The organism is Saccharopolyspora sp. 7B, from assembly GCF_020177435.1.
Lineage (GTDB): Bacteria > Actinomycetota > Actinomycetes > Mycobacteriales > Pseudonocardiaceae > Saccharopolyspora_C > Saccharopolyspora_C gregorii.
In genome coordinates this window covers 18,328-38,552 of record NZ_JAIUKC010000057.1, presented here as the reverse complement: position 1 = coordinate 38,552, position 20,225 = coordinate 18,328, and the positions used below count along the sequence as shown (strand labels likewise).

General features: G+C 71.5%; 19 protein-coding genes and 1 tRNA gene. 13 read left to right on the top strand and 7 right to left on the bottom strand.

Going from position 1 to position 20,225, the window contains the following annotated elements:
* Positions 1–134 precede the first annotated feature (134 nt).
* The 4 genes from LCD33_RS10920 (at position 135) to LCD33_RS10905 (ending at position 4,660) form a co-directional block, all read left to right on the top strand.
* A complete protein-coding gene (locus tag LCD33_RS10920; protein ID WP_224957155.1) occupies positions 135–326 on the top strand; it encodes a hypothetical protein in 192 nt (63 codons plus the stop codon).
* Positions 323–724: a MerR gene (locus tag LCD33_RS10915; RefSeq protein ID WP_224957154.1), complete on the top strand. Its 402-nt coding sequence runs from the start codon at positions 323–325 to the stop codon at positions 722–724. Before LCD33_RS10920 ends, LCD33_RS10915 begins: the two co-directional genes overlap by 4 nt.
* 168 nt (positions 725–892) lie before the next feature.
* Positions 893–4,210, top strand: a complete 3,318-nt coding sequence (locus tag LCD33_RS10910; RefSeq protein WP_224957153.1) for an arabinosyltransferase domain-containing protein — start codon at positions 893–895, stop codon at positions 4,208–4,210.
* Between the two features lie 183 nt (positions 4,211–4,393).
* Entirely contained in the window at positions 4,394–4,660 is a 267-nt protein-coding gene (locus LCD33_RS10905; RefSeq protein ID WP_224957152.1) for a hypothetical protein, read from the top strand.
* 15 nt (positions 4,661–4,675) lie between these two features.
* On the opposite strand, the gene LCD33_RS10900 is transcribed toward LCD33_RS10905, so the two are convergent.
* The gene (locus tag LCD33_RS10900; RefSeq protein ID WP_224957151.1) at positions 4,676–5,113 is read right to left on the bottom strand and encodes a GtrA family protein; all 438 of its coding nucleotides are present in this window, start codon (positions 5,111–5,113) and stop codon (positions 4,676–4,678) included.
* A gap of 171 nt (positions 5,114–5,284) precedes the next feature.
* On the opposite strand from LCD33_RS10900, the gene LCD33_RS10895 reads away from it, so the two are divergent.
* Genes LCD33_RS10895 through LCD33_RS10885 form a run of 3 tightly spaced genes read left to right on the top strand, consistent with a single transcriptional unit; the run spans position 5,285 to position 8,777 of the window.
* Entirely contained in the window at positions 5,285–6,658 is a 1,374-nt protein-coding gene (locus LCD33_RS10895; protein WP_224967540.1) for an FAD-binding oxidoreductase, read from the top strand.
* A 26-nt stretch (positions 6,659–6,684) separates the two neighbouring features.
* On the top strand, positions 6,685–8,019 hold the full coding sequence (locus LCD33_RS10890) for an FAD-binding oxidoreductase (protein ID WP_224957200.1): 1,335 nt from the start codon (positions 6,685–6,687) through the stop codon (positions 8,017–8,019).
* Positions 8,016–8,777, top strand: a complete 762-nt coding sequence (locus LCD33_RS10885; RefSeq protein WP_224957147.1) for a decaprenylphospho-beta-D-erythro-pentofuranosid-2-ulose 2-reductase — start codon at positions 8,016–8,018, stop codon at positions 8,775–8,777. The genes LCD33_RS10890 and LCD33_RS10885 overlap by 4 nt, the downstream gene beginning before the upstream one ends.
* A gap of 176 nt (positions 8,778–8,953) precedes the next feature.
* On the opposite strand, the gene LCD33_RS10880 is transcribed toward LCD33_RS10885, so the two are convergent.
* Entirely contained in the window at positions 8,954–10,138 is a 1,185-nt protein-coding gene (locus tag LCD33_RS10880; protein WP_224967538.1) for a cytochrome P450, read from the bottom strand.
* A gap of 10 nt (positions 10,139–10,148) precedes the next feature.
* Positions 10,149–10,877, bottom strand: coding sequence for a TetR/AcrR family transcriptional regulator (locus LCD33_RS10875; RefSeq protein WP_224957143.1), 729 nt, complete (start codon positions 10,875–10,877; stop codon positions 10,149–10,151).
* A 285-nt stretch (positions 10,878–11,162) separates the two neighbouring features.
* Here LCD33_RS10875 and LCD33_RS10870 point away from each other — a divergent pair, with 285 nt between their 5' ends.
* A complete protein-coding gene (locus LCD33_RS10870; protein WP_224957141.1) occupies positions 11,163–11,351 on the top strand; it encodes an antitoxin in 189 nt (62 codons plus the stop codon).
* A gap of 165 nt (positions 11,352–11,516) precedes the next feature.
* Here LCD33_RS10870 and LCD33_RS10865 read toward each other — a convergent pair whose 3' ends face one another.
* On the bottom strand, positions 11,517–12,716 hold the full coding sequence (locus LCD33_RS10865) for a thiolase family protein (RefSeq protein WP_224967536.1): 1,200 nt from the start codon (positions 12,714–12,716) through the stop codon (positions 11,517–11,519).
* Between the two features lie 55 nt (positions 12,717–12,771).
* A complete protein-coding gene (locus LCD33_RS10860; protein ID WP_224957137.1) occupies positions 12,772–13,743 on the bottom strand; it encodes a prephenate dehydrogenase in 972 nt (323 codons plus the stop codon).
* Positions 13,744–13,879: 136 nt separating this feature from the next.
* On the opposite strand from LCD33_RS10860, the gene LCD33_RS10855 reads away from it, so the two are divergent.
* The 4 genes from LCD33_RS10855 to LCD33_RS10840 all read left to right on the top strand — a co-directional run bounded on the left by LCD33_RS10855 (position 13,880) and on the right by LCD33_RS10840 (position 15,273).
* Complete coding sequence (locus LCD33_RS10855) at positions 13,880–14,368, top strand: tRNA adenosine deaminase-associated protein (RefSeq protein WP_224957135.1); 489 nt, start codon at positions 13,880–13,882, stop codon at positions 14,366–14,368.
* Positions 14,368–14,823 (top strand): nucleoside deaminase, encoded by a 456-nt coding sequence (locus LCD33_RS10850; protein ID WP_224957133.1) that lies wholly within the window; start codon positions 14,368–14,370, stop codon positions 14,821–14,823. Before LCD33_RS10855 ends, LCD33_RS10850 begins: the two co-directional genes overlap by 1 nt.
* Positions 14,824–14,900: 77 nt before the next feature.
* Entirely contained in the window at positions 14,901–15,134 is a 234-nt protein-coding gene (locus LCD33_RS10845) for a CsbD family protein (protein ID WP_224957131.1), read from the top strand.
* A gap of 51 nt (positions 15,135–15,185) precedes the next feature.
* Positions 15,186–15,273: transfer RNA gene (locus LCD33_RS10840), tRNA-Ser, on the top strand.
* A gap of 276 nt (positions 15,274–15,549) precedes the next feature.
* Here LCD33_RS10840 and LCD33_RS10835 read toward each other — a convergent pair.
* Both LCD33_RS10835 and LCD33_RS10830 read right to left on the bottom strand, forming a co-directional pair.
* Entirely contained in the window at positions 15,550–16,845 is a 1,296-nt protein-coding gene (locus LCD33_RS10835) for a hypothetical protein (RefSeq protein WP_224967534.1), read from the bottom strand.
* Positions 16,846–16,884: 39 nt separating this feature from the next.
* On the bottom strand, positions 16,885–17,850 hold the full coding sequence (locus LCD33_RS10830) for a hypothetical protein (RefSeq protein ID WP_224967532.1): 966 nt from the start codon (positions 17,848–17,850) through the stop codon (positions 16,885–16,887).
* Between the two features lie 359 nt (positions 17,851–18,209).
* On the opposite strand from LCD33_RS10830, the gene asnB reads away from it, so the two are divergent.
* Positions 18,210–20,072, top strand: coding sequence for an asparagine synthase (glutamine-hydrolyzing) (gene asnB / locus LCD33_RS10825; protein WP_224957128.1), 1,863 nt, complete (start codon positions 18,210–18,212; stop codon positions 20,070–20,072).
* The last annotated feature ends 153 nt before the right edge of the window (positions 20,073–20,225 follow it).

Genomic DNA, 20,225 nt, shown 5'->3' with positions numbered 1-20,225 from the left:
TTCTAGCGTATTTGCCGCTTGAGTGGCCATCGCGGTAGAAGTATGCTGTGGTCAACACGAGGCTGAAGACGGCGAAGTTACTCCATCGAATCAGGCGAGCCGTCCGGGAGAACCCGGCCGCTCGGGAGCGCGGAGTGCGGCTCGTGGAGTCGCCGCAGCGCGGCAAGGGTTCGCACCGGCTCTTCCTCCTCTGCGACGAGGACGATCGCGAACTGGTCAGGTTCGTGCTTCCCGGGCATCAGCGCGAGGTCTCCTGGACGGTGCTCCGGAGCATCGAAGGGCGCTTGGCGCCACTGCTCGGCGAGAAGTGGATGGAGGAGCGATGAGCGGCGTTCAACGAAATCACTACACCGTCGACGTGGCGCGCGAGGACGACCTCTGGGTCGCCGCGGTGCGGGAGCTCGACGGCGGGGTCACCGACGTCGAGCGGTTCGACGACCTGGACGTGGAGGTCCGGGACATGGTCCGGCTGCTGGTCGACGTGCCCGAGGACTCCTTCGACCTCTCCTGGCACTACCGCCAGGGCGACGTCGAGTACACCCGCCCGGTCGAGGAGCTGGTCCACTGGCGCGAGCAGTCCCGGCGGGCCGCGGAGAACGCCGAACGCGCCCGCCTGGAGATCATCACGACGCTGCGGGCGGCGGGGCTGAGCCAGCGCGTCATCGCCGAGGTGATCGGCACCTCGCACCAGCGCGTGGCGCAGCTGCTGGCGGAGGCGTCCTGAGCGTCCCCGGTGTCCGGGTCACCGGGCGGTCACCGGGGGATCACGGGACGCTGAGAGCGGCCTGAGAATCACTCGATCGGTACTGCTCATGGGGTCGGCGGAGATCTCGATTCCGGCCGCACCGAACGCGCCGGACGTCCCCGGACCAGCGACTACTATTCTCCTGGCGTGCTTAAGGGGCAGGAAGACAGCAGTCGCAAGGACGACCCATCGGAGTCGTCCGAGGATCGACCGGCGGACTCTCCGGCACGCCCGGCGGCGAACGGGCGGGACCCGTCCGCGAAGCAGCTGAGGTGGTTCGCCTCCGTGCTCGGACTGCTCGGCGCGGTCCTGGCCCTCGCGGTGCCCTTCCTGCCGGTCGAGCACGACGTCAACACGCTGCGATGGCCCACCGCCGAGGGCACCGAGTCGGTGTCCGCGCCGCTGGTGAGCTTCGAACCGCTGTGGATGGACGCGACCGTGCCGTGCGCCTCGGTGCGCAGCCTCGACGCGCGCACCCAGGGCCCGGCGAACCTGCTGAGCACGAACCCGCCGGACTCCGACTACGGCAACCTCACCGGGATGACCCTGCAGGTCGACAACGGCCAGGTGACGCTGCTGTCGAAGGGGCAGCAGATCAGCACGATGCCGCTGCCGCCGGGGGACTGCGCCATCGAGGTGCGCTCGGACGCGATCGGCACCAAGGTCGAGCTCGGTGACGAGAAGCTGGCCAACATGCGCGGCGACCAGCGCCCGCAGCTCACCGGCATCTTCTCCGACCTGGACGCGAACGTCGACGACATCCGGGGCCTGTCCTTCGAGGCCCGCATCGACAACCGCTACGAGAGCAGCGCGACCCCGATCAAGATCGCGGTGATCGTGCTGGCGCTGGCGTCGTTCGTCGGCTCGGTGGTGTGCCTGCGACGCCTGGACGTGCGGGCGGGCCGGCGGCCGCCGCGGTGGGCGCCGCTGGGCTGGTGGAAGCCGACGCTGCGCGACCTCGCCGTGTTCGGGTCGCTGGTCGTCTGGTGGATCGCGGGGGCGATGACCTCCGACGACGGCTACATCCTCACCATCGCGCGGGCGCGGGAGAGCGCCGGCTACATCAGCAACTACTACCGCTGGTTCGCGGTGCCGGAGGCGCCGTTCGGCTGGTTCTACGAGCTGTACTCGATGTGGGTGCAGGTGTCCACGGCGACGCCGTGGGTGCGGTTGCCCGCGCTGCTGATGGGTTCGGTCAGCTGGATGCTGATCAGCCGCGAGGTGCTGCCGCGGCTCGGGCAGCAGGTGCGGCGCAGCAACGCGGCGGGCTGGGCCGCGGCCGCGGTGTTCCTGGCGTTCTGGCTGCCCTACAACAACGGGCTGCGCGCCGAGCCGGTGATCGCGCTGTTCTCGCTGCTGGCGCTGTGCGCGGTGGAGCGGGCGGTGGCCACCGGCCGGTTGATGCCCGCCGCGCTCGGCCTGGTCGTCGCGGCGCTGGCACTCGGCGCCGGGCCGCACGGGCTGGTGGCGGTGCTGCCGTACGTGGCGGCGCTGAAGCCGCTGCTGCGGCTGGTGCGGCAGCGCGCCAAGGACTACGGCTGGTTGCCGGTGCTGGCGCCGATCGCGGCCTGCGGGTTCGTGATCCTCACGGCGGTGTTCGCGGACCAGACGTGGGGTTCGGTCATGGACGCCACCGAGCTGCGCACCGAGCTCGGGCCGAGCGAGGACTGGTACCAGGAGCTCAACCGCTACAACCTGCTGTTCAGCCCCACCCCGGACGGTTCGCTGGTGCGCCGGTTCCCGGTGCTGCTGGTGATGCTGTGCCTGGCGACCTGCGCGGTGATGCTGCTGCGCCGGGGCCGCATCCGCGGTGCCGCACTCGGTCCGAGCCGCCGCCTGCTGGCGGTCGCCGCGCTGTCCTTCGTCGCGCTGGCGCTGACCCCCACCAAGTGGTCCCACCACTTCGGGATCTTCGCGGCGGTCGGCGGCGCGCTGGCGGCGTTGACCGCGCTGGCGACGAGCAGCACGGTGCTGCGGTCGCGGCGGAACCGGGCGGCGTTCTTCGCCGGTCTGATGGTGATCTGCGCGTTCGCCGCGACCGGCCCCAACGCCTGGTGGTACGTGTCCGGCTGGGGCGTGCCGTGGTTCGACAAGCCGCCGTCGATCAAGGGGCACGACGCGAGCACGCTGCTGCTGGGCCTCGCCGCCGTCGCCGGCATCGTCGCGTTCGTCGAACACCTGCGGCTGGACGAGAAGAACCCGAAGCTCGTGGAGCTCCCGGACAAGACCGGGATGGAGAAGCGCAGCCGCGCCCTGCGGTTGGGCACCGCCCCGCTGGCGATCATCTGCGCGCTGCTCGTGCTGGGCGAACTGGCGACCTTCGGCAAGGTCATCCAGAAGCAGGCGGGCAGCTACAGCCTCGGCATGGACAACATCAAGCAGCTGGCCGGTTCCAGCTGCGGCCTGTCCGACTACGTGTACGTGGAGACCGATCCGAAGGCGGGCATGCTGCCGGTGTCCGGGCAGCAGCCGGGCTCGCCGGCCCCGGACTTCGAGGTGCCCAAGCGCGCCAAGGACGAGGAGGACGCCCGCCAGTACCTGGGCGCCAAGATGGACGGCTTCCGCCGCCCCGGCCTGCCCGTCGGGGACGGTTCGGACCCGGAGGAGCCGGACTGGCGCCCGCCGTACCAGTTCGGCGACGACACCGCCCCGGTGTGGGGCAGCTACGACGAGGCGGGCACCGGCACCGGAGAGCTGCGCACCCAGTGGTACGACCTGCCGGAGCGCGCGGCGACCGGCGAGGTCCCGGTGGTGCTGAGCCTGGCCGGTTCGGAGTCCGGGGCGAACGCGCTGGTCCTCGAATTCGGCCGGGACACCCCGCAGGGCTTCGAGTTGATGCACCGGCAGTTCGTCGGCCAGGGCCCCGGACCGTCGTGGCGGGACTACCGCTACACCGTCGGTGGGGACGCCGAGGGCGCCACCAAGATGCGGGTCGTCGCGATCGACCAGGCGGTGTCCCCGAACGGCTGGCTGGCGGTGAGCGCACCGCGCGCGCCGCAGCTGTCGAACATGACCGACGTCGTCGGCGACGCCCCCACGTTCGTGGAGTGGACGGCGGCGCTGGTGCACCCGTGCCTGAAGATCTCCGGGATCAGCGGCGGCGTCGCCGAGATGCCGCGGTTCCGGGTGTCGGCGGGTGCCGAGGTCCGCGACATCGGCGCGGGCTGGTCCTCGCCGGACGCGGGCGGTCCGTTCGGCTGGATGAACGTGAGCTCCAGCGTGCGGGAGCTGCCGACCTATATGCGCGGGGACCTGAACCGGGACTGGGGTTCGCTGTACGAGGTGGACCCGTACGAGCCGGACGCGCTGCCCGCGCAGGCGGCGATGGAGGTGCACTCCGAGACGCACTCCGGGCTGTGGTCGCCGGGGCCGCTGACCAAGACGGTCCAGCTGCCGGGCGACGTGCCCAGCTCCGACGACCGCAACGACGTCAAGCAGCTCGGCGGTGACGACGACCAGCAGTGAGGAGCCCGTCCGGAACGGCCCGCGGGTCGTTCCGGCGGCCCCCGAGCGATGACGGCCCGCCCCGCCGATTTCCGGTGGGGCGGGCCGTTCCCGTGTCCGCCGAGGGTGAAAAAGGCCTGGTGGCGCGTCCGCTCAGGGTGAAAGCACCTGTCGCCGGGGCCGGCGCGGTGGTGCGCTGGGGGCATGAGCGAGAAACGACCGGGACTGGTCCTGCACCTGGCTGGCGTGTCCCAGCCCCTGCACATCGCGTTGGACGCGACCGAGGCCGAGACGCTGGACGGGCGCTTGGCGGAACTGATGGGCTCCGGCGGCACGACGCTGCTGACGACGGCGGACGGCGGCAAGTTCGCGGTGAACTTCGCGCACGTCGCCACGGCGCACGTGGAGAGCACGCGTTCGGACAGCAACGCCTACGGGGCGCCGAACCGGCCCGCCGGGTTCAGCCGCTGACGGGCCGGTGCCGGGTCAGTCGCGGAAGACGACCCACTTCAGCATCACGAAGTTGATCAGCGTGCCGAGGCCCTGGGCGATCACCCAGAACAGCCCGAACTGCCACGCCTCGCGCGCCTCGAAGATCCGGCACAGCAGCTCGTTCGAGCCCATGTTCACGAAGAACGTCGTCGTGTAGACGATCGCGAACGCCCCGGCCTTGGCCGTGGAGTTGCCGGTGCTCGCCCCGCTGAAGGTGAACTTCCGGTTGATCAGGTACGACGCCGTGGTGCCGAGGATGAAGGAGATCGACTTCGACAACCAGGTCGGCCAGCCCAGCACGCCCAGCAGCACCGAGTAGGTGCCCGCGTCGATCAGCGCGCAGAACCCGCCGATGGCCACGAAGCGGAAGAGTTGCTGGAACAGCCCGAGCTTCTTGATCTCGGCGTCTGCACCGGATTCGGCCACGGCCACTGGTTCACCCCAAGTGTCGGCAACGAGCGTCGGTACGGCGGGCCCGGAGGCGGACGACCACAAGTCGCCCCGAAAAGTGTAGCGGCGAAGCTCTGCACCGACGGGGACACCTGTGCTAGGCCGCCGCTACCCGCCCGTACCCGGGGGCGGGGCGCGGATAGACTCGGCTGGGTGGGATCGGTACAGCACGAACACGCGACCAGCCAGCGGTTGACCGGCTGGGGGCGCACGGCGCCGACCTCGGCCCAGGTCGTGAGCACCCCGGACGTCGACGTGATCGCGAGAGCGGTCCGCGAAGCCGGTGCGCGCGGCGTCATCGCCCGCGGCCTCGGCCGCAGCTACGGAGACCCGTCGCAGAACGCGGGCGGCACCGTCATCGACATGACCGCGCTGAACCGCGTGCACCAGGTGGACGCGGACGAGGCGACGGTCGTGGTGGACGCCGGTGTCTCGCTGGACGTGCTGATGCGCCGCCTGCTGCCGTACGGCCTGTGGATCCCGGTGCTGCCGGGCACCCGCCAGGTCACCGTCGGCGGCGCCATCGGTTCCGACATCCACGGCAAGAACCACCACTCGCAAGGTTCGTTCGGCAGCCACGTGCTGTCGCTGGACCTGCTCACCGCCGACGGCTCGGTGCGCACCCTGTCGCCGCAGGGCGCCGGTTCCGAGCTGTTCTGGGCGACGGTCGGCGGCATGGGGCTGACCGGGATCATCCTGAAGGCGATCATCCGGCTCAAGCGCGTCGAAACGGCGTACTTCCTGGTCGACAATGTGCAGACGAAGAACCTCGACGAGCTGATCGAGCACTTCACCGACGGCTCCGACGGCAACTACATCTACTCCGTGGCCTGGTTCGACTCGCTGGCGCGTGGCGAGAAGCTGGGCCGCGCCCTGCTGACCAGGGGGAACTCCGCGAAGCTGGAGGACCTGCCGAAGAAGCTGCGCAAGGACCCGTTGAAGTTCAACGCCCCGCAGCTGATGACCGCTCCGCCGATCTTCCCGAACGGGCTGGTGAACAAGTACACGATCACCGCCTTCAACGAGGTCTGGTACCGCAAGGCGCCGACGAAGTTCGGGGCCGTGCAGAACATCACCCAGTTCTTCCACCCGCTCGACCTGGTCGGCGAGTGGAACCGGGTGTACGGGCCGAACGGGTTCCTCCAGTACCAGTTCATGGTGCCGTTCGGCCAGGAGGACATGTTCCGCCGGTCCATCGACAAGATCAGCGCGAGCGGGCACGTGTCGTTCCTGAACGTGCTCAAGACCTTCGGCGAGGGCAACGAGGCCCCGATGTCGTTCCCCGGCGAGGGCTGGACGCTGACCGTCGACATCCCCATCTCGCCGGGCCTGGACCGGCTGTGCCGGGAGCTCGACGAGCTGGTGCTCGACGCGGGCGGGCGGCTCTACCTCGCCAAGGAGTCGCGGACGACGGCGGAGATGATCGAGCGGATGTACCCGCGCATCCACGAGTGGCGCAAGATCCGCGCCTCGGTCGACCCCGAGGGCGTGTTCCATTCCGACCTGTCCCGGAGGTTGAGCCTGTGACCGCAGCGTTGCAGAACCGGAAGCTGATGGGCTGGGCGCGCACCGCGCCGACCCACGCCCACGTGCTGAGCACCCCCGACGTCGACGCGATCGCCCGCGCAGTCCGCGAGGCCGATGAGCGCGGCGTCATCGCCCGCGGCCTGGGCCGCAGCTACGGCGACGTGTCGCAGAACGCGGGCGGCACGGTCATCGACATGACCGCGCTGAACCGCATCCACGACATCGACCCGGACAAGGCCGTGGTCGACGTGGACGCCGGCGTGAGCCTGGACCAGCTGATGAAGGCGGCGCTGCCGCACGGCCTGTGGGTCCCGGTGCTGCCGGGCACCCGCCAGGTCACCATCGGCGGCGCCATCGGCTGCGACATCCACGGCAAGAACCACCACTCGCACGGCAGCTTCGGCAACCACGTGCTGTCGATGGACCTGCTCACCGCCGACGGCGAGGTCCGCACCCTGACCCCGGACGGGGAGGGCTCGGAGCTGTTCTGGGCGACGGTGGGCGGTGTCGGCCTGACCGGCATCGTGCTGCGCGCCAAGGTGAAGATGAAGCGCACCGAGAGCGCGTACTTCATCGTCGACGCCGACCGCACGAAGGACCTGGACGAGACGCTGGAGCTGTTCTCCAACGGCTCCGACATGAACTACGACTACTCGATGGCGTGGTTCGACGCGATCTCCACCGGCCCGAAGCTGGGCCGCTCGGCGTTCTCCCGCGGCTCGCTGGCCAAGCTCGACGAGCTGCCGCCGAAGCTGCGCGCCGACCCGCTGAAGTTCGACGCGCCGCAGCTGCTGACCTTCCCGGACGTGTTCCCGAACGGGCTGGCCAACAAGCTGACGTTCAGCACGCTCAGCGAGGTCTGGTACCGCAAGACGCCGAAGGCGGGCCGCGGCCAGGTGCAGAACCTGACGGCCTTCTACCATCCGCTGGACATGTTCGGCGAGTGGAACCGCGCCTACGGTTCCAAGGGTTTCCTGCAGTACCAGTTCATCCTGCCGTTCGAGCAGCACGAGGCGCTGCGCACGCTGGTGAAGCGCATCGCCGAGTCCGGTCACGTGTCGTTCCTCAACGTCCTCAAGCGGATGGGCGACAGCAGCCGCGCGCCGCTGTCGTTCGCGATGCCGGGCTGGACGATCACCGTCGACTTCCCGATCAAGGACGGCCTGAGCCGGTTCTGCCAGGAACTGGACGAGGTGGTGCTCGGCGCGGGCGGGCGTCTGTACTTCGCGAAGGACTCGCGGACCACGCCCGAGATGATCCAGCAGATGTACCCCCGCCTCGACGAGTGGCGCAAGGTCCGCGCCGCCGTCGACCCGCAAGGAATCTTCCACTCCGATCTGTCCCGAAGGTTGGCCCTGTGATCGACGCCGTTGGAAACCCGCAGTCCCTGTTCATCCTCGGTGGTACGTCCGACATCGCGTTGGCGACCGCGGAGCAGTACGCGAACCAGCGCCCGCTCCGGATCGTGCTGGCCGCGCGCCCCGAGGAGGCCGACCTGGTCGCAGCCGCCGCGGAGCGGCTGCGCAAGACCGGCAGCACGGTCAGCACCATCGAGTTCGAGGCCACCGACCCGGAAACGCACGGCGACGTGGTCGAGAAGGCCTTCGCCGACGGCGACATCGACGTCACCCTGGTCGCCTTCGGCGTGCAGCTCGACAACGAGAAGTGCTGGACCGACCCGGCCGCCGCCCGGCTGACCGCGGAGGTCAACTACGTGGCGCCGATGTCGCTGGGCGTGCACCTGTCGAACAAGCTGCGCAAGCAGGGCCACGGGCACCTGGTGATGATGGCTTCGCCCGCCGGTGAGCGCGCCCGCCGGACGAACTTCGTCTACGGCTCCGCCAAGGGCGGCATCGACCTGTTCTACTCCGGGCTGACCTACGCCCTGGAGGGTTCGGGCGTGAAGGTCACGGTCGTGCGCCCGAACTTCGTGAAGACGAAGCTCACCGCGGGCATGAAGCCGGCCCCGATGGCGCAGACGCCGGAGCAGGTCGGCGCCGCGATCATCGACGCCGTCCGCAAGGGCAAGGAGTCCATCTGGGTTCCGGGGCAGATGCGCTGGGTGATGGTCGTGCTGCGGCACCTGCCGCGGGCGATCTTCCGCAAGCTGTCGTTCTGATCCGGAACGCGTGAGCGAGGGGCGCCGGGTGCACCGGCGCCCCTTTCTCTTGCTCGGGGCGGTTCCAGCGGGGGTGAACGGGACCGTTCGCCCAACGGGATCGGACGAACGGTCCGCTCACCCGGTACCGGCTCAGCCTCGCGCGGCCGCACACCCCCGCGGGCCGGTGCCGCCGGTCAGCGGGTGCGCAGCGGGAGCTTCCGCACGCCGGTCATGTTCGGGTTGGGCTGGAACTCCGGCGGATCCGAAGGGTCGGTGGCCAGCTTCGGGAACCGGTCCAGCAGCAGGTCCAGCGCGACCTTCCCCTCCAGCCGCGCCAGCGGTGCGCCGAGGCAGAAGTGGATGCCGCGGCCGAAGCCGAGCTGCGGGTTCGGGTGGCGGGTCGGGTCGAAGACGTCCGGGTTCGGGAACTGCCGCGGATCCCGGTTCGCCGCGGCCACCCACACCATCAGCAGCTGGTCGGCCGGGATGCGCTGCCCGCCGAGTTCGGTCTCGGCGGTGGTCACCCGGCCGAGCGTGGCGAACGGGCTGAGGAAGCGCAGCGATTCCTCGATCACCGAGGGCAGCGTGCCGCGATCCGCCCGGGTGCGGGCCTCGTGCTCGGGATGGGCGTCCAGGCAGAGCACGGTGTTGCCGAGCAGCATCGTGGTGGTGATGTGCCCTGCGATGAGCAGCACGTTCGCGAAGTTCACGACTTCCTCGCGCGTGAGCCGCTCCCCGTCCACTTCGGCTTCCACGAGCTTCGTGAGCAGGTCCCCGCGCGGGTGCGCGCGCCGCTCGTCGACGTGCTCGCCCAGGTAGTCGGTGAGGTTGCGGACCTGGGCGAGCACCTCGTCCAGCTCGCGCTGCTGCTCCGGCGTCCGGTCCTTCAGCGACAGCGTCGCGTCGCTGGTGAACATCGCGTCCACCCACTGCTTGAACAGACCGCGGTCGTCGGCGGGCACGCCGAGCAGCTCGGCGATGACGATCACCGGCAGCGGGTAGGCGAGGTCGGCGACCAGTTCCAGCCGGTCGGTGCCGTCGACGGCGTCGAGCAGCTCACCGGTGAGTTCGGCGATGCGCGGTTCGAGCCCGGCGACGACCTTCGGGGTGAAGGCGTGGGTGACGAGCCTGCGCAGCTTGTCGTGCTCCGGCGGATCCATCCGCACCAGGTTGCCGTCGGCGAACTCGTCGCCCTGCGGGAACAACCGGCTGGTGTCGGAGGAGAACGTCACCGGGTCGTTGAGCAGGTGCAAGGTCTCGGAGTGTCCGTAGACGTTCCACAACCCGGTGGACTCGTCGTACTGCACGGGCTCGCCGGGGCGTTCGCCGCGCAGCCAGAACTGCGACGCCGGTGATCCCCAGTCTTCGATCGCGGTCATGATGTCCCCTTCATCGAACGTCGGGTGGAATCCGCCGGGGGGCGTTCGCCGCGTCCAGCGCGTCGAACAGCTCCCGGTAGCCGTTGATCAGTTCGGTGAGCAGCGCGTCGATCCGGTCCGCGACGGCGCGCACCACCGCCGGGTCCGGCTCCGCCGGTGGTTCGAACGCGTGCCGGATGGTGTGCGCGAGGGCGTCGGCCTTCGACTCCCGATCGATGCCGGAGAGGGCGGGCTTGTAGTCGTCGGCGAGGAAGAACCCGAGCGCGGCGGCGTTGAGCGTGTAGGCCAGGTCGGGCAGGTCGTCGCGGAGCAGCCCGGACTCGGCCAGCACCGCGTAGAACCGCTCGTTGGTCCGCTGCATCCACTCCTCGCCGGAGCGGTCCGCACCGGATGGCCGGCGGAGCTCGCCCAGGACTTCGGCGTCTCCGGTGATCAGCGCCAGCGCCAGCGGGCGGCGGAAGGTCACGAGGTAGGCCAGCCGCAGCAACCGGTGCGGGCGCACCTCGTCCGGGTCGTCCCGCAGGCCGCCGCGGAGGTCGTCGACGAGCGCGATCGACTCGCGCAGCAGGAGGCCTTGGAACAGCGCGACCTTCGTCTTCCAGTGCAGGTAGACGGTGCCCTTGCCGACGCCTGCCCGGCGGGCGACGTCGTCGACGGTGACCTTCCGGTACCCGTGGCGCAGCAGCAGTTCGCCTGCGGCGTCGAGGATCCGGTCGGCTCGGGTGGTGTCGCGGGGCACTGGGTTCCTCTCCTGCGCCGTTCCGGGCGGCGCCGTCTCGTGGACTCCGTGACCGGATTCGCTCATCTGGTCACGGAGTCACGCTAGACCCGCCGGGCAGCGGCGGGCAAGCATCGGGACGGACTGCGGAGCGTCACCACAGACTCGCGATCGCCCGGCCGATGTCACCCTTCCGTGCCGGATCGCGGTGACGGGCCTGCCTGGCGGCCGCTCACCGGCGCGCATTCCCCCGCCAGGGGGTCTAGCTTCGGGAGGACCTGAGGACGTCGCCAGAAGGGAGCTGTCATGGGACTCGGCAGCCTCAAGGACAAGCTGTTGAACATGGGCAAGCAGCACAGCGACAAGGTCGAACAGGGCATCGACAAGGGAAGTGATGCGGTCAAGAAGAAGTTCGGCCACGAGCAGCAGATCGATCAGGCCGCCGAGAAGGGCAAGGACTACTTCCGCAACCAGGACTCAGGACCGAAGCAGTAGTCCGCGCTCCGCTGCGCGGCCGAAGCCGAACCGGAGGGACCTGGCGAGGGTGGTCCCGACCGCGCGGTGGCCGGCAGCGCCCCGAGAGGGGTCGTCCCGCACGCGCGGGGACGGCCCCTCTCCTCGCGTCCGGGGCCGTTCGCGCGGGTGCCCCGGGGGCGCGGGTCACGCCCGGACGGCGATCGCCAACCCCTGCCCGACGCCCACCGAGGCCGCCGCGATGCCCAGCCCGCCGCCCCGGTGCCGCAGGTGGCGGCACAGGTCCAGCACGATGCGCGGCATCGACGCCCCCAGCGGGTGCCCGTAGGCGAGGGCGCCGCCGTGCACGTTCACCCGCTCCCGGTCCACGCCGGGCAGGTGCTCCAGCACCGCCAGCACCACCGCGGCGAACGTCTCGTTGATCTCCCACAGATCCACGTCGGCCGCGGTCACCCCGAGCTTGCGCAACAGCGCGCGGATCGCGGGCACCGCGGACAGCGCGAAGTGGTGCGGTTCCGTCCCGGTGCTCGCCGAACCCACCAGCTCGCCCCACGGCCGCACGCCGAGCCGTTCGGCCTGCGCCTCGGTGCCGACGAGCGCGGCCAGCGCCCCGTCCGACAGCGGCGCCGAATTCCCCACGGTGACCGGCCCGCCCGGGGAGAACGCGGGGTCGAGCCTGCCGAGCTTGCGCAGGTCGGTGTCCGGCCGCACCGACTCGTCGCGGCGCACCACCTCCCCGTCGGGTGCGGTCACCGGGAACGCGAACCCGTCGTGCAGGCCCGCGTCCCACGCGGCCGCCGCCCGCCGGTGGGAGCGAAGAACGCACCCGTCCAGCTGTTCGCGGGTGATGCTGAGGTCCAGCGCGGTCCGCTCCGCGGCGTGCCCGAGCGGCACCGTCCACGCCGAGAGCATCCGCGGGTTCACCAGCCGCCAGCCCGCGGCCGTGGACACCGCCTCCATCCGGTCCGGCATGGCCCGCTCGGCGCGCGGCACCACGAACGGCGCGCGGCTCATGCCTTCCACCCCGCCCGCGACGAGCAGCTCGGCCTCGTCGGCCTTGACGGCCCGCGCCGCCTGCACGAGCGCCTCACCGCCGGAGGCGCACAACCGGTTGACGGTGACGCCCGGGACGGTGGCGGGCAGCCCGGCGAGCAGCGCCGCCATCCGCGCCACGTTGCGGTTCTCCTCGCCGGCGCCGTTGGTGTTGCCGTAGAGCACGTCCTCGATCCGCGCCGGGTCGAGCCGCCCGCTGCCGCCGGGACCGTGCCTGCACAGCAGTTCGGTCAGCGGCAGGGCGGCGAGGTCGTCGACGCGGATCCCGGACAGCGAACCCCGGTAGCGTCCGAACGGGGTGCGGGCGGCGTCGAGGACGTAGGCGCGGGCCATGGCTCCATGCTGGCCGAACCGGCGGCGCCGGTGGAAGGTGCGGGCGGAGTCGCTGTCAGCTCGCTGGGAGTTCCACGGTGGCGGACCCCTCGCCGAGCGCGGTGATGCGTCCGCCGCGCGCGCCGAGCTCCCGCAGCCTGCGCAGGTCCCGGTCGCCGCGCAGCACCACCTCCTGGCTCGTCCGCTCGGGGTCGCTGACCCGCTCCAGTTCGCCGCGCGCCGCGAAGCCCGCGTCGACGGTGGTCTTGAGCGCCCCGGTGGAGGCCAGCGAGCCGCGCGCGGCGCCGAGCCGGCCCAGCGCGTCGTCCACCGCGTCCAGCAGCGCCACCCGGTTGCCCTCGGTCATGGCCCGCACCAGCTCCGGGTCGGAGGCGGCGACGCGGGTGGCGTCCCGGAACGACCCGGCGGCCAGCGACAGCGCGAGCGGCCCGCCGTCCGCGCCGACGGCGGCGAGGACGTTCGCGAACACGTGCGGCAGGTGCGAGATGCGGGCGACGGCGTCGTCGTGCTCGGCGGCGGAGGTGGCGACGACGTGCGCACCGCAGTCCAGCGCCAGTTCGGCGGCGTCCCGCCACGCCTCCAGCGAGGTGCCCTCCTCGACGACGACCGCCCACGGCGCGCCGCGGAACAGCTCGGCGGACCCGGCGGCCCAGCCGGAGGACGCGGTGCCCGCCATCGGGTGACCGCCCGCGTAGCGCGCGCCGGGCAGCAGGCCGCGCACCTCGGCGTCCACCGGGTCCTTGACGCTGACCACATCGGTGAGCCGCGCTTCCGGCGCGTGCCAGGCGACCTCGCGCAGCACGGCGCGCACCGAGGTCAGCGGGGTGGCGACGACGACGAGGGCGTCCTGCTCGGCGGCGCGGCGCAACGCCTCCTCGGTGCTGTCCACCTGGTAGCCGTCGCCGCGGGCCCCGGCGGCGTCGTCGGCTCCCGCGGTGGCACCCCAGGCGGGGCGTCCGGCGGCGGTGGCGGCGCGCAGCACCGAGCCACCGATCAATCCCAGTCCGATCACGCACACGGCACGCATGGACCCATCCTGCCCGACCCCGGGGCGGGGCAGCGCCACCCGGTCGTGCGGTTGTGCACCCCCGTTCGCGGTGCCGAAGGTCACGAGCGCGCAATAGTGCTTTCGGGTGGCACCCGCACGCTCTACCGTGGTCCGCATGACAGGGCAGGAGCCGGAGGCGGGCTTCGCCGTGGCCGTGGTTCGCGAGGACGGCCGGTGGCGGTGCAGTGCGTTGGAGGGCTCGGTGTTGGGCGGGCTCGACGACACGATCACCGCGTTGCGGGCCTTGCGCTCGACCGGCGCGGTGTTCGGCATGTGCAACGTGGACGACGAGTTCTTCGTGCTGATCCGCCCGATCCCCGGTGGCGTCGACCTGCTGCTGTCGGACGCGGCGGCCGCCCTGGACTACGACATCGCCGCGGACGTGCTGGACCTGCTGCGTGCGGACGCCCCCGACGAGGACGACGACGAGGTGTGGCCGGAGGGCAACCTGTCGATCCTGTCCGACATCGGACTCCCGGAGGGCGAACTCCTCGTGATCATCGAGGAGGTCGACTTGTACCCGGACGAGCAGCTGGAGATGATCGCGCAGCGCTGCGGTTTCGGGGAGCAGTTCGCCGGCGTGCTGGAGAAGCTGGACCAGTGATGCCCCGCGACACCGAGCTGGTGCGCGCCGCGCTGGAGGTCGCCCCCGGTGCGCTGGCCACCGGCGACGTGCCGATCGGCGCCGTGGTCGCCGCCCCCGACGGCCGCGTCCTGGCCCGCGCCCACAACCGCCGCGAAGACCTCGCCGACCCGACCGCGCACGCCGAGGTGCTGGCGCTGCGCGCCGCCGCCGCGGAGTGGGGCGACGGCTGGCGGCTCGCCGACTGCACGCTCGCCGTGACCGTGGAGCCGTGCACGATGTGCGCGGGCGCGCTGGTCCTGTCCCGGGTGTCCCGGCTGGTGTTCGGCGTGTGGGAACCGCGCACCGGCGCCGTCGGCTCGCTGTGGGACGTGGTGCGGGACCGCCGCAGCAACCACCGCCCGGAAGTGGTGGGCGGCGTGCTGGCCGCCGAGTGCGCGCGGCTGCTGGAAGGATTCTTCGACCAGCACCGGTGATCTGCGCCACGTGCGCGTGATGCCGGATCATGAGGGGTACTCCCACGCGTGAACCGAATGCTGCGGAAGGAGTCATCATGGGCGTGTTCGACAAGGCCAAGCACCAGGCTCAGCAGTGGACCGGCAAGGCCAAGGAGGCGGCCGGGAACGCCACCGGCAACGACGAGCTGAAGAACGCCGGCAAGCGCGACCAGGTCGAAGGCCAGGTCAAGGAGACCGGCCAGGACGTCAAGGACAAGGCCGCCGGCGCCGTGCAGGACGTCCAGGACAAGTTCAAGGGCTCCGGCGAGAGCGAGTCCAGCGGTTCCTGATCTTCGACCCCCGCCTGAGGCGCCGAACGAGCGTGCAGTAGCCTAGTCGGCGGTAGCGTGTCCGAGCGGCCGAAGGAGCGCGCCTCGAAAGCGCGTGAGGTGAGAGCCTCCGTGGGTTCGAATCCCACCGCTACCGCCAGCGAAGAGCCGGCCCCCACAGGGGACCGGCTCTTCGGCGTTCGGGGCCCGGTTCTCCGGGGGCGCCGCGCACGGGGAGCTGGCTCGGCTCCCGGCACCGTCTCGTCGGGGGCGACCTCCTGACCGGGCCGTGCACCGCGATCCCGGGTCGACCCGGAGCGGACGACAGTGCCACCGGCGTCGAGTTCCTCGTGGTCCGCGACGACCGGGTCGTGGATCCTCGTACCCGGCGAACCGGCCGTTCCACCGCTGAACCTCCGCGCGACGCCCCGCCGGGTCAGCTGGTCGGGGGGTGCGGGTGGTTCTCGACGTTCATCGGTTCGATCAGGCCGGAGTCCTCCTCGCCCGCGAAGTCCTCCCAGTCCATGTTGGCGAGGGACAGGTTGATCTCCATCTCGACGAGGGCGCCGGTGGTGGCGCGGCGGCTCTCGCCGAAGCCGTCCTCGTCGAGGCTGACCACCAGAACGTCGTGCTCGGGCGCGGTCATGGTGTGCGCGTCGGCGACGACGAGCAGCGGCCAGTCCGCGTCCGCCGGGACGAGGGCGGTCAGCTGCGCCGCGGAGAGTCCGGCGTAGCGGCGGTCGTCGACCAGGACCACGTTCGCCGACCAGGGTTCGTCGTCCGGTTCGCCTTCGAAGTAGTCGGCGGTGGTGCGGGCCGCGGTCGCCGCCCACGCCGCGTCGTCGGAGAAGTCGGTGCGCACCACGGGCACCTCTTCGGTGCCGGGCAGCTCGGGGACGTTCGCGGGGCGCGTCGGCCGCGCGGGACGGGCGCGCTTCGCCGGGACCGCCGGGGCGAGCGGCTTCGGGCGGTGCGCCCACAGGATCTCGTCGTGCGCGTCGACGAGGGCGAGGAGCCCGTCGTCGGTCACCAGCAGCGCTTCCGCGCGCACGTCCGGCGCCGGACCGATGATGCCGGGCAGCGCGTAGCCGTCCGGCCGGACGGTGCGCGGCTCGCCGTCCGCGGTGAGCGCGAACCCGTCGCCCCGCCGGATCGGCTCGTGCCACAGCACCGGACCGTCCACCCGGCACAGGAAGCACGCGTCCTCCTCGCCGACGACGAACTGGTACTCGCCGTTCGCGGAGGTCAGCGAGGCGTTCCGCAGCGTCTGCCCGCGCCGCACCCGGTGGCCGTCGGCGGGGGAGTTCCAGCCGTCCCAGCGCTTCGGCGCGCGCGGCGATTCCCACAGCACGTGACCCTGCTCGTTCTTCAGCGCGATCTTGCCCCAGTCGTGGACCACCAGGGACTCGACCGGTTCGCGTTGGGGGCCGGTGGACCAGAGCCGCTCGCCGGTGTGCGCGTAGACCACGAGGTCGCCGTCCTCTTCCAGAGCGAGGCGGCCGGGGCGGCCGAACGCCGGATCCGGATCGGACACCAGGGGCGAGTCGAGCACCCCCCGCTGGTAGTTCGTGCCGGTGGCCCACACCGCGACCGAGTCGGCGTTCCGGTAAAGGACGACGTTGCCGTCGTGCTGGTGCACCAGGCCGTACTCGCCGGAGGGGCAGCTCACCGCGCGGCGGCTCAGGTGCTCGCCCGGCCGCAGCACGAGCGCATGTCCGTATCCAGGTCTCACGCCGCGGGACACTAGATCAACGCACCGACAGGCCGGCGGCTATTCGAGCCGAGCGTGGATCTCGGGTAGCAGGCTCGCACCGAACGCCTGCTTCAACCGCGCTTTCGCCTTGTCCAGCAGCAGTTCCTGGAGCGGGTCCAGGCAGTGCCGCACGACCGCCGGATGGCGGGGCGGGGACTTGCACAGCACGACCGCGAGCGTCCGCAGCGCGGGCAGCAGTGCGGCGGCCTGCTCGATCCCGGTGAGGCCGAGCGCTTCGGTGAGGCGGGTCCAGAGCTGCTTCGTGCACGCGGAGACGACCTCGGCGGGGATCTTGCGGCGGCCTGCGTTGACCACCTCGTCGAGCTGCTTTCCCACCACCTGGGGAATCGCGTCCCAGGCGCGCTTCGCCTCCTCGATCACCACGACCAGCTGCACGAGCAGTTCGCACCAGAAGTGCTCCGCCATCGCCGCGCGGGTTCCGGTGCCCAGCGGGCCGAAGTCCCGCTCGACCTGGTCGAGGACCTGGCCGAGCAGCTCGCCCACCGCTTCGACCCGGTCCACATCGGTGCGGGCGGTGGCGAGCCTCCGGTCGGTGTCCGCCCGTTCCCGGGCCGCGGTGTCGGCTTCCTCGTCGGACGTCGGAGGTGGCGGAGATTCCTGCCGTCCTGCACCGGACCCGGTGGCTCCGTCGTCGGGCGTCGAATCCGGTGGGGGACTCTGCTGCTCCGCACGGGACTCGGCGGTCCGGTGCACCGCGCGGAGCGCCCGGAGCACGTGTTCGCGCGCGGTGTCCACCGCGGCGCGCTTGTGCCCGATCGTCGAGCGGGAGCGGTTCTCGCTCCCGGAAGCCTTGCGCTCGGCCGCCTCCCACCTGCGGTCGGCTCGTTCCCGGAAGTCGTCGAGGGCGTCGGGGGCCGGGTCGCGGATCAGCGAGACGGCGCCGGGCCACCCGTGCAGGGTGTTGGCGCACCGGCACTTGCAGGTGTCGCCGCCGGCACGTTCGCAGTGGGACGGATGCGTCAATGCTCCTCCAGGGCGCGGAGAAAGAGCCGCCGCCAACGGATGCTTCCGGGCCGCGCGGCCCCGCCCTACCGCTGGTCCAGCGAAACTCGCTGCGTCGCGGCGCAGGTCGCGGGCTTGCTCGTTCGGGGCATCCGAGGCGCTCGGACGGCGGGTGGGTGCTGACCCGGCGCACCGGTGCTCGCCGCCGAACGGGGAACGCGGGGTCCGGCGCGCTGCTCCGTTCCGGCGTCGGGCGGGGCGTCGACGTCGAGTGCGCCGGTGCCGCGGTGCGCCCCGAATCCTGGTGAATGCCCGGGTTCCGGACGGGGATGCTGCTGGGTGGGTCGGTGCAGGCGTCGGCGGCTGGAGGAGCGCGGAACATGTGCGGAATCGCGGGACTGGTGTCGTTCGAGGACGACGTGAACCGGCGGCGGGACGTCGTGGCGGCGATGACGGAGACGATGGCCTGCCGCGGCCCGGACGCGGCGGGGGTGTGGCTGGACCGGCACGTCGCGCTCGGCCACCGCAGGCTCGCCGTGATCGACATCGAGGGCGGGGCGCAGCCGATGCGCGCGGACACCCCGGACGGTCCGGTGGTGCTGACCTACAGCGGCGAGACCTACAACTTCCCGGAGCTGCGCGAGGAACTGCGCGGTCGCGGCCACCGGTTCGGCACCTCCAGCGACACCGAGGTGGTGCTGCGGGCCTACCTGGAGTGGGGCGAGGAACTCGTCGACCGGCTCAACGGCATGTACGCGTTCGCGATCTGGGACGGCCGCGCCGAGAAGCTCGTCATGGTGCGCGACCGGATGGGCATCAAACCGTTCTACTTCCAGCGCACCCGGGACGGCGTGCTGTTCGGTTCGGAGCCGAAGGCGATCCTGGCGCACCCGGACGTGCGGCCGGTGATCGCGGCGGACGGGGTGAACGAGCTGCTCGGCGGGATCAAGACGCCGGGGCACGCGATCTGGGCGGACATGCGCGAGGTGGTGCCGGGCACGCTGGTCGTGGTGGACCGGGACGGGCTGCGCGAACGCACCTACTGGACGTTGCGCACCGCCGAGCACACCGACGACCTCGACACGACGATCGCCACGATCCGGGAGCTGCTGGACGACTCGGTGCGGCGGCAGCTGACCGCGGACGTGCCGCTGGGCGTGCTGCTGTCCGGCGGCCTCGATTCGAGCGCGCTGACCGCGCTGTCGGCCGGCCAGCTGGCGGCGCGGGACGAGCGGGTGCGCAGCTACTCGGTGGATTTCGTGGGCCTGGCGGAGAACTTCCGCCCGGATGACATGCGGGCGACGCCGGATTCGCCGTTCGTGCACGACGTGGCGCGGCACGTCGGATCGGTGCACCGGGACATCGTGCTCTCCGACGCGGCCCTGGCCGATCCGGCGACGCGGCGGACGGTGCTGGCGGCGAAGGACTTCTCGGTGGGTGCCGCCGATGTGGACACCTCGCTGTACCTGCTGTTCCAGGCGATCCGGGAGCACTGCACGGTCGCGCTGTCCGGGGAGACCGCGGACGAGCTCTTCGGCGGCTACCCGTGGTTCCACGACCCGGTGGCGCAGCAGGCCGAGATCTTCCCGTGGATGGTGCCGGTGTTCGCCGCCGGTGAGATGTCCGCGGACGAAGGCGGGCCCGCCGTGTCGGAGTTCTTCGACCCGGACCTGGACGCCCGGATCGACCTGATGACCTACCTGAAGGACCGCTACCGCGACGCGGCCGCCGAAGTGGAACCGCTGCCCGGCGAAGATCCGCACGAAGCGCGGATGCGGGTGATGAGCCACGTGCACCTGACCCGCTTCCTGCGGGCGCTGCTGGACCGCAAGGACCGGATCAGCATGGCCGTCGGCCTGGAGGTGCGCGTCCCGTTCTGCGACCACCGGCTGGTCGAGTACGTGTTCAACGCGCCGTGGGCGATGAAGAGCTTCGACGGCCGGGAGAAGAGCCTCCTGCGCGCCGCCACCCGCGACGTGCTGCCGGAATCGGTGCTGCAACGGGTGAAGAGCCCGTACCCGTCCACCCAGGACCCGGGCTACGCGGGGAAGTTGCAGGCGATGGGCCGCGAGGTGCTGGCGGACCCGGACCACCCGATGTTCCAGGTCATCTACCGCAAGTGGTTCGACGCCACGGTGAGCACGCCGCCCGCGGAACTCCCCGGCTACGAACGGGAGAAGCTGGACCGGGCCCTCGACATCGCGGCTTGGCTGGAGCAGCACCGCCCGGAGATCCGGGTCTGAAAACCGTGTCGTCCCCTGCTGCTCGGGGATGGGGTGGCGGAACCTCAGCGTCCTCCTCGCTGCGGGATCGTTTTCACCGGTGGCTCCGCCACAGGAGAAAACGCTGTCCTCGCGAGGAGAACGCTGAGAACCCGCTGCGGTGCGAGGTGCTCA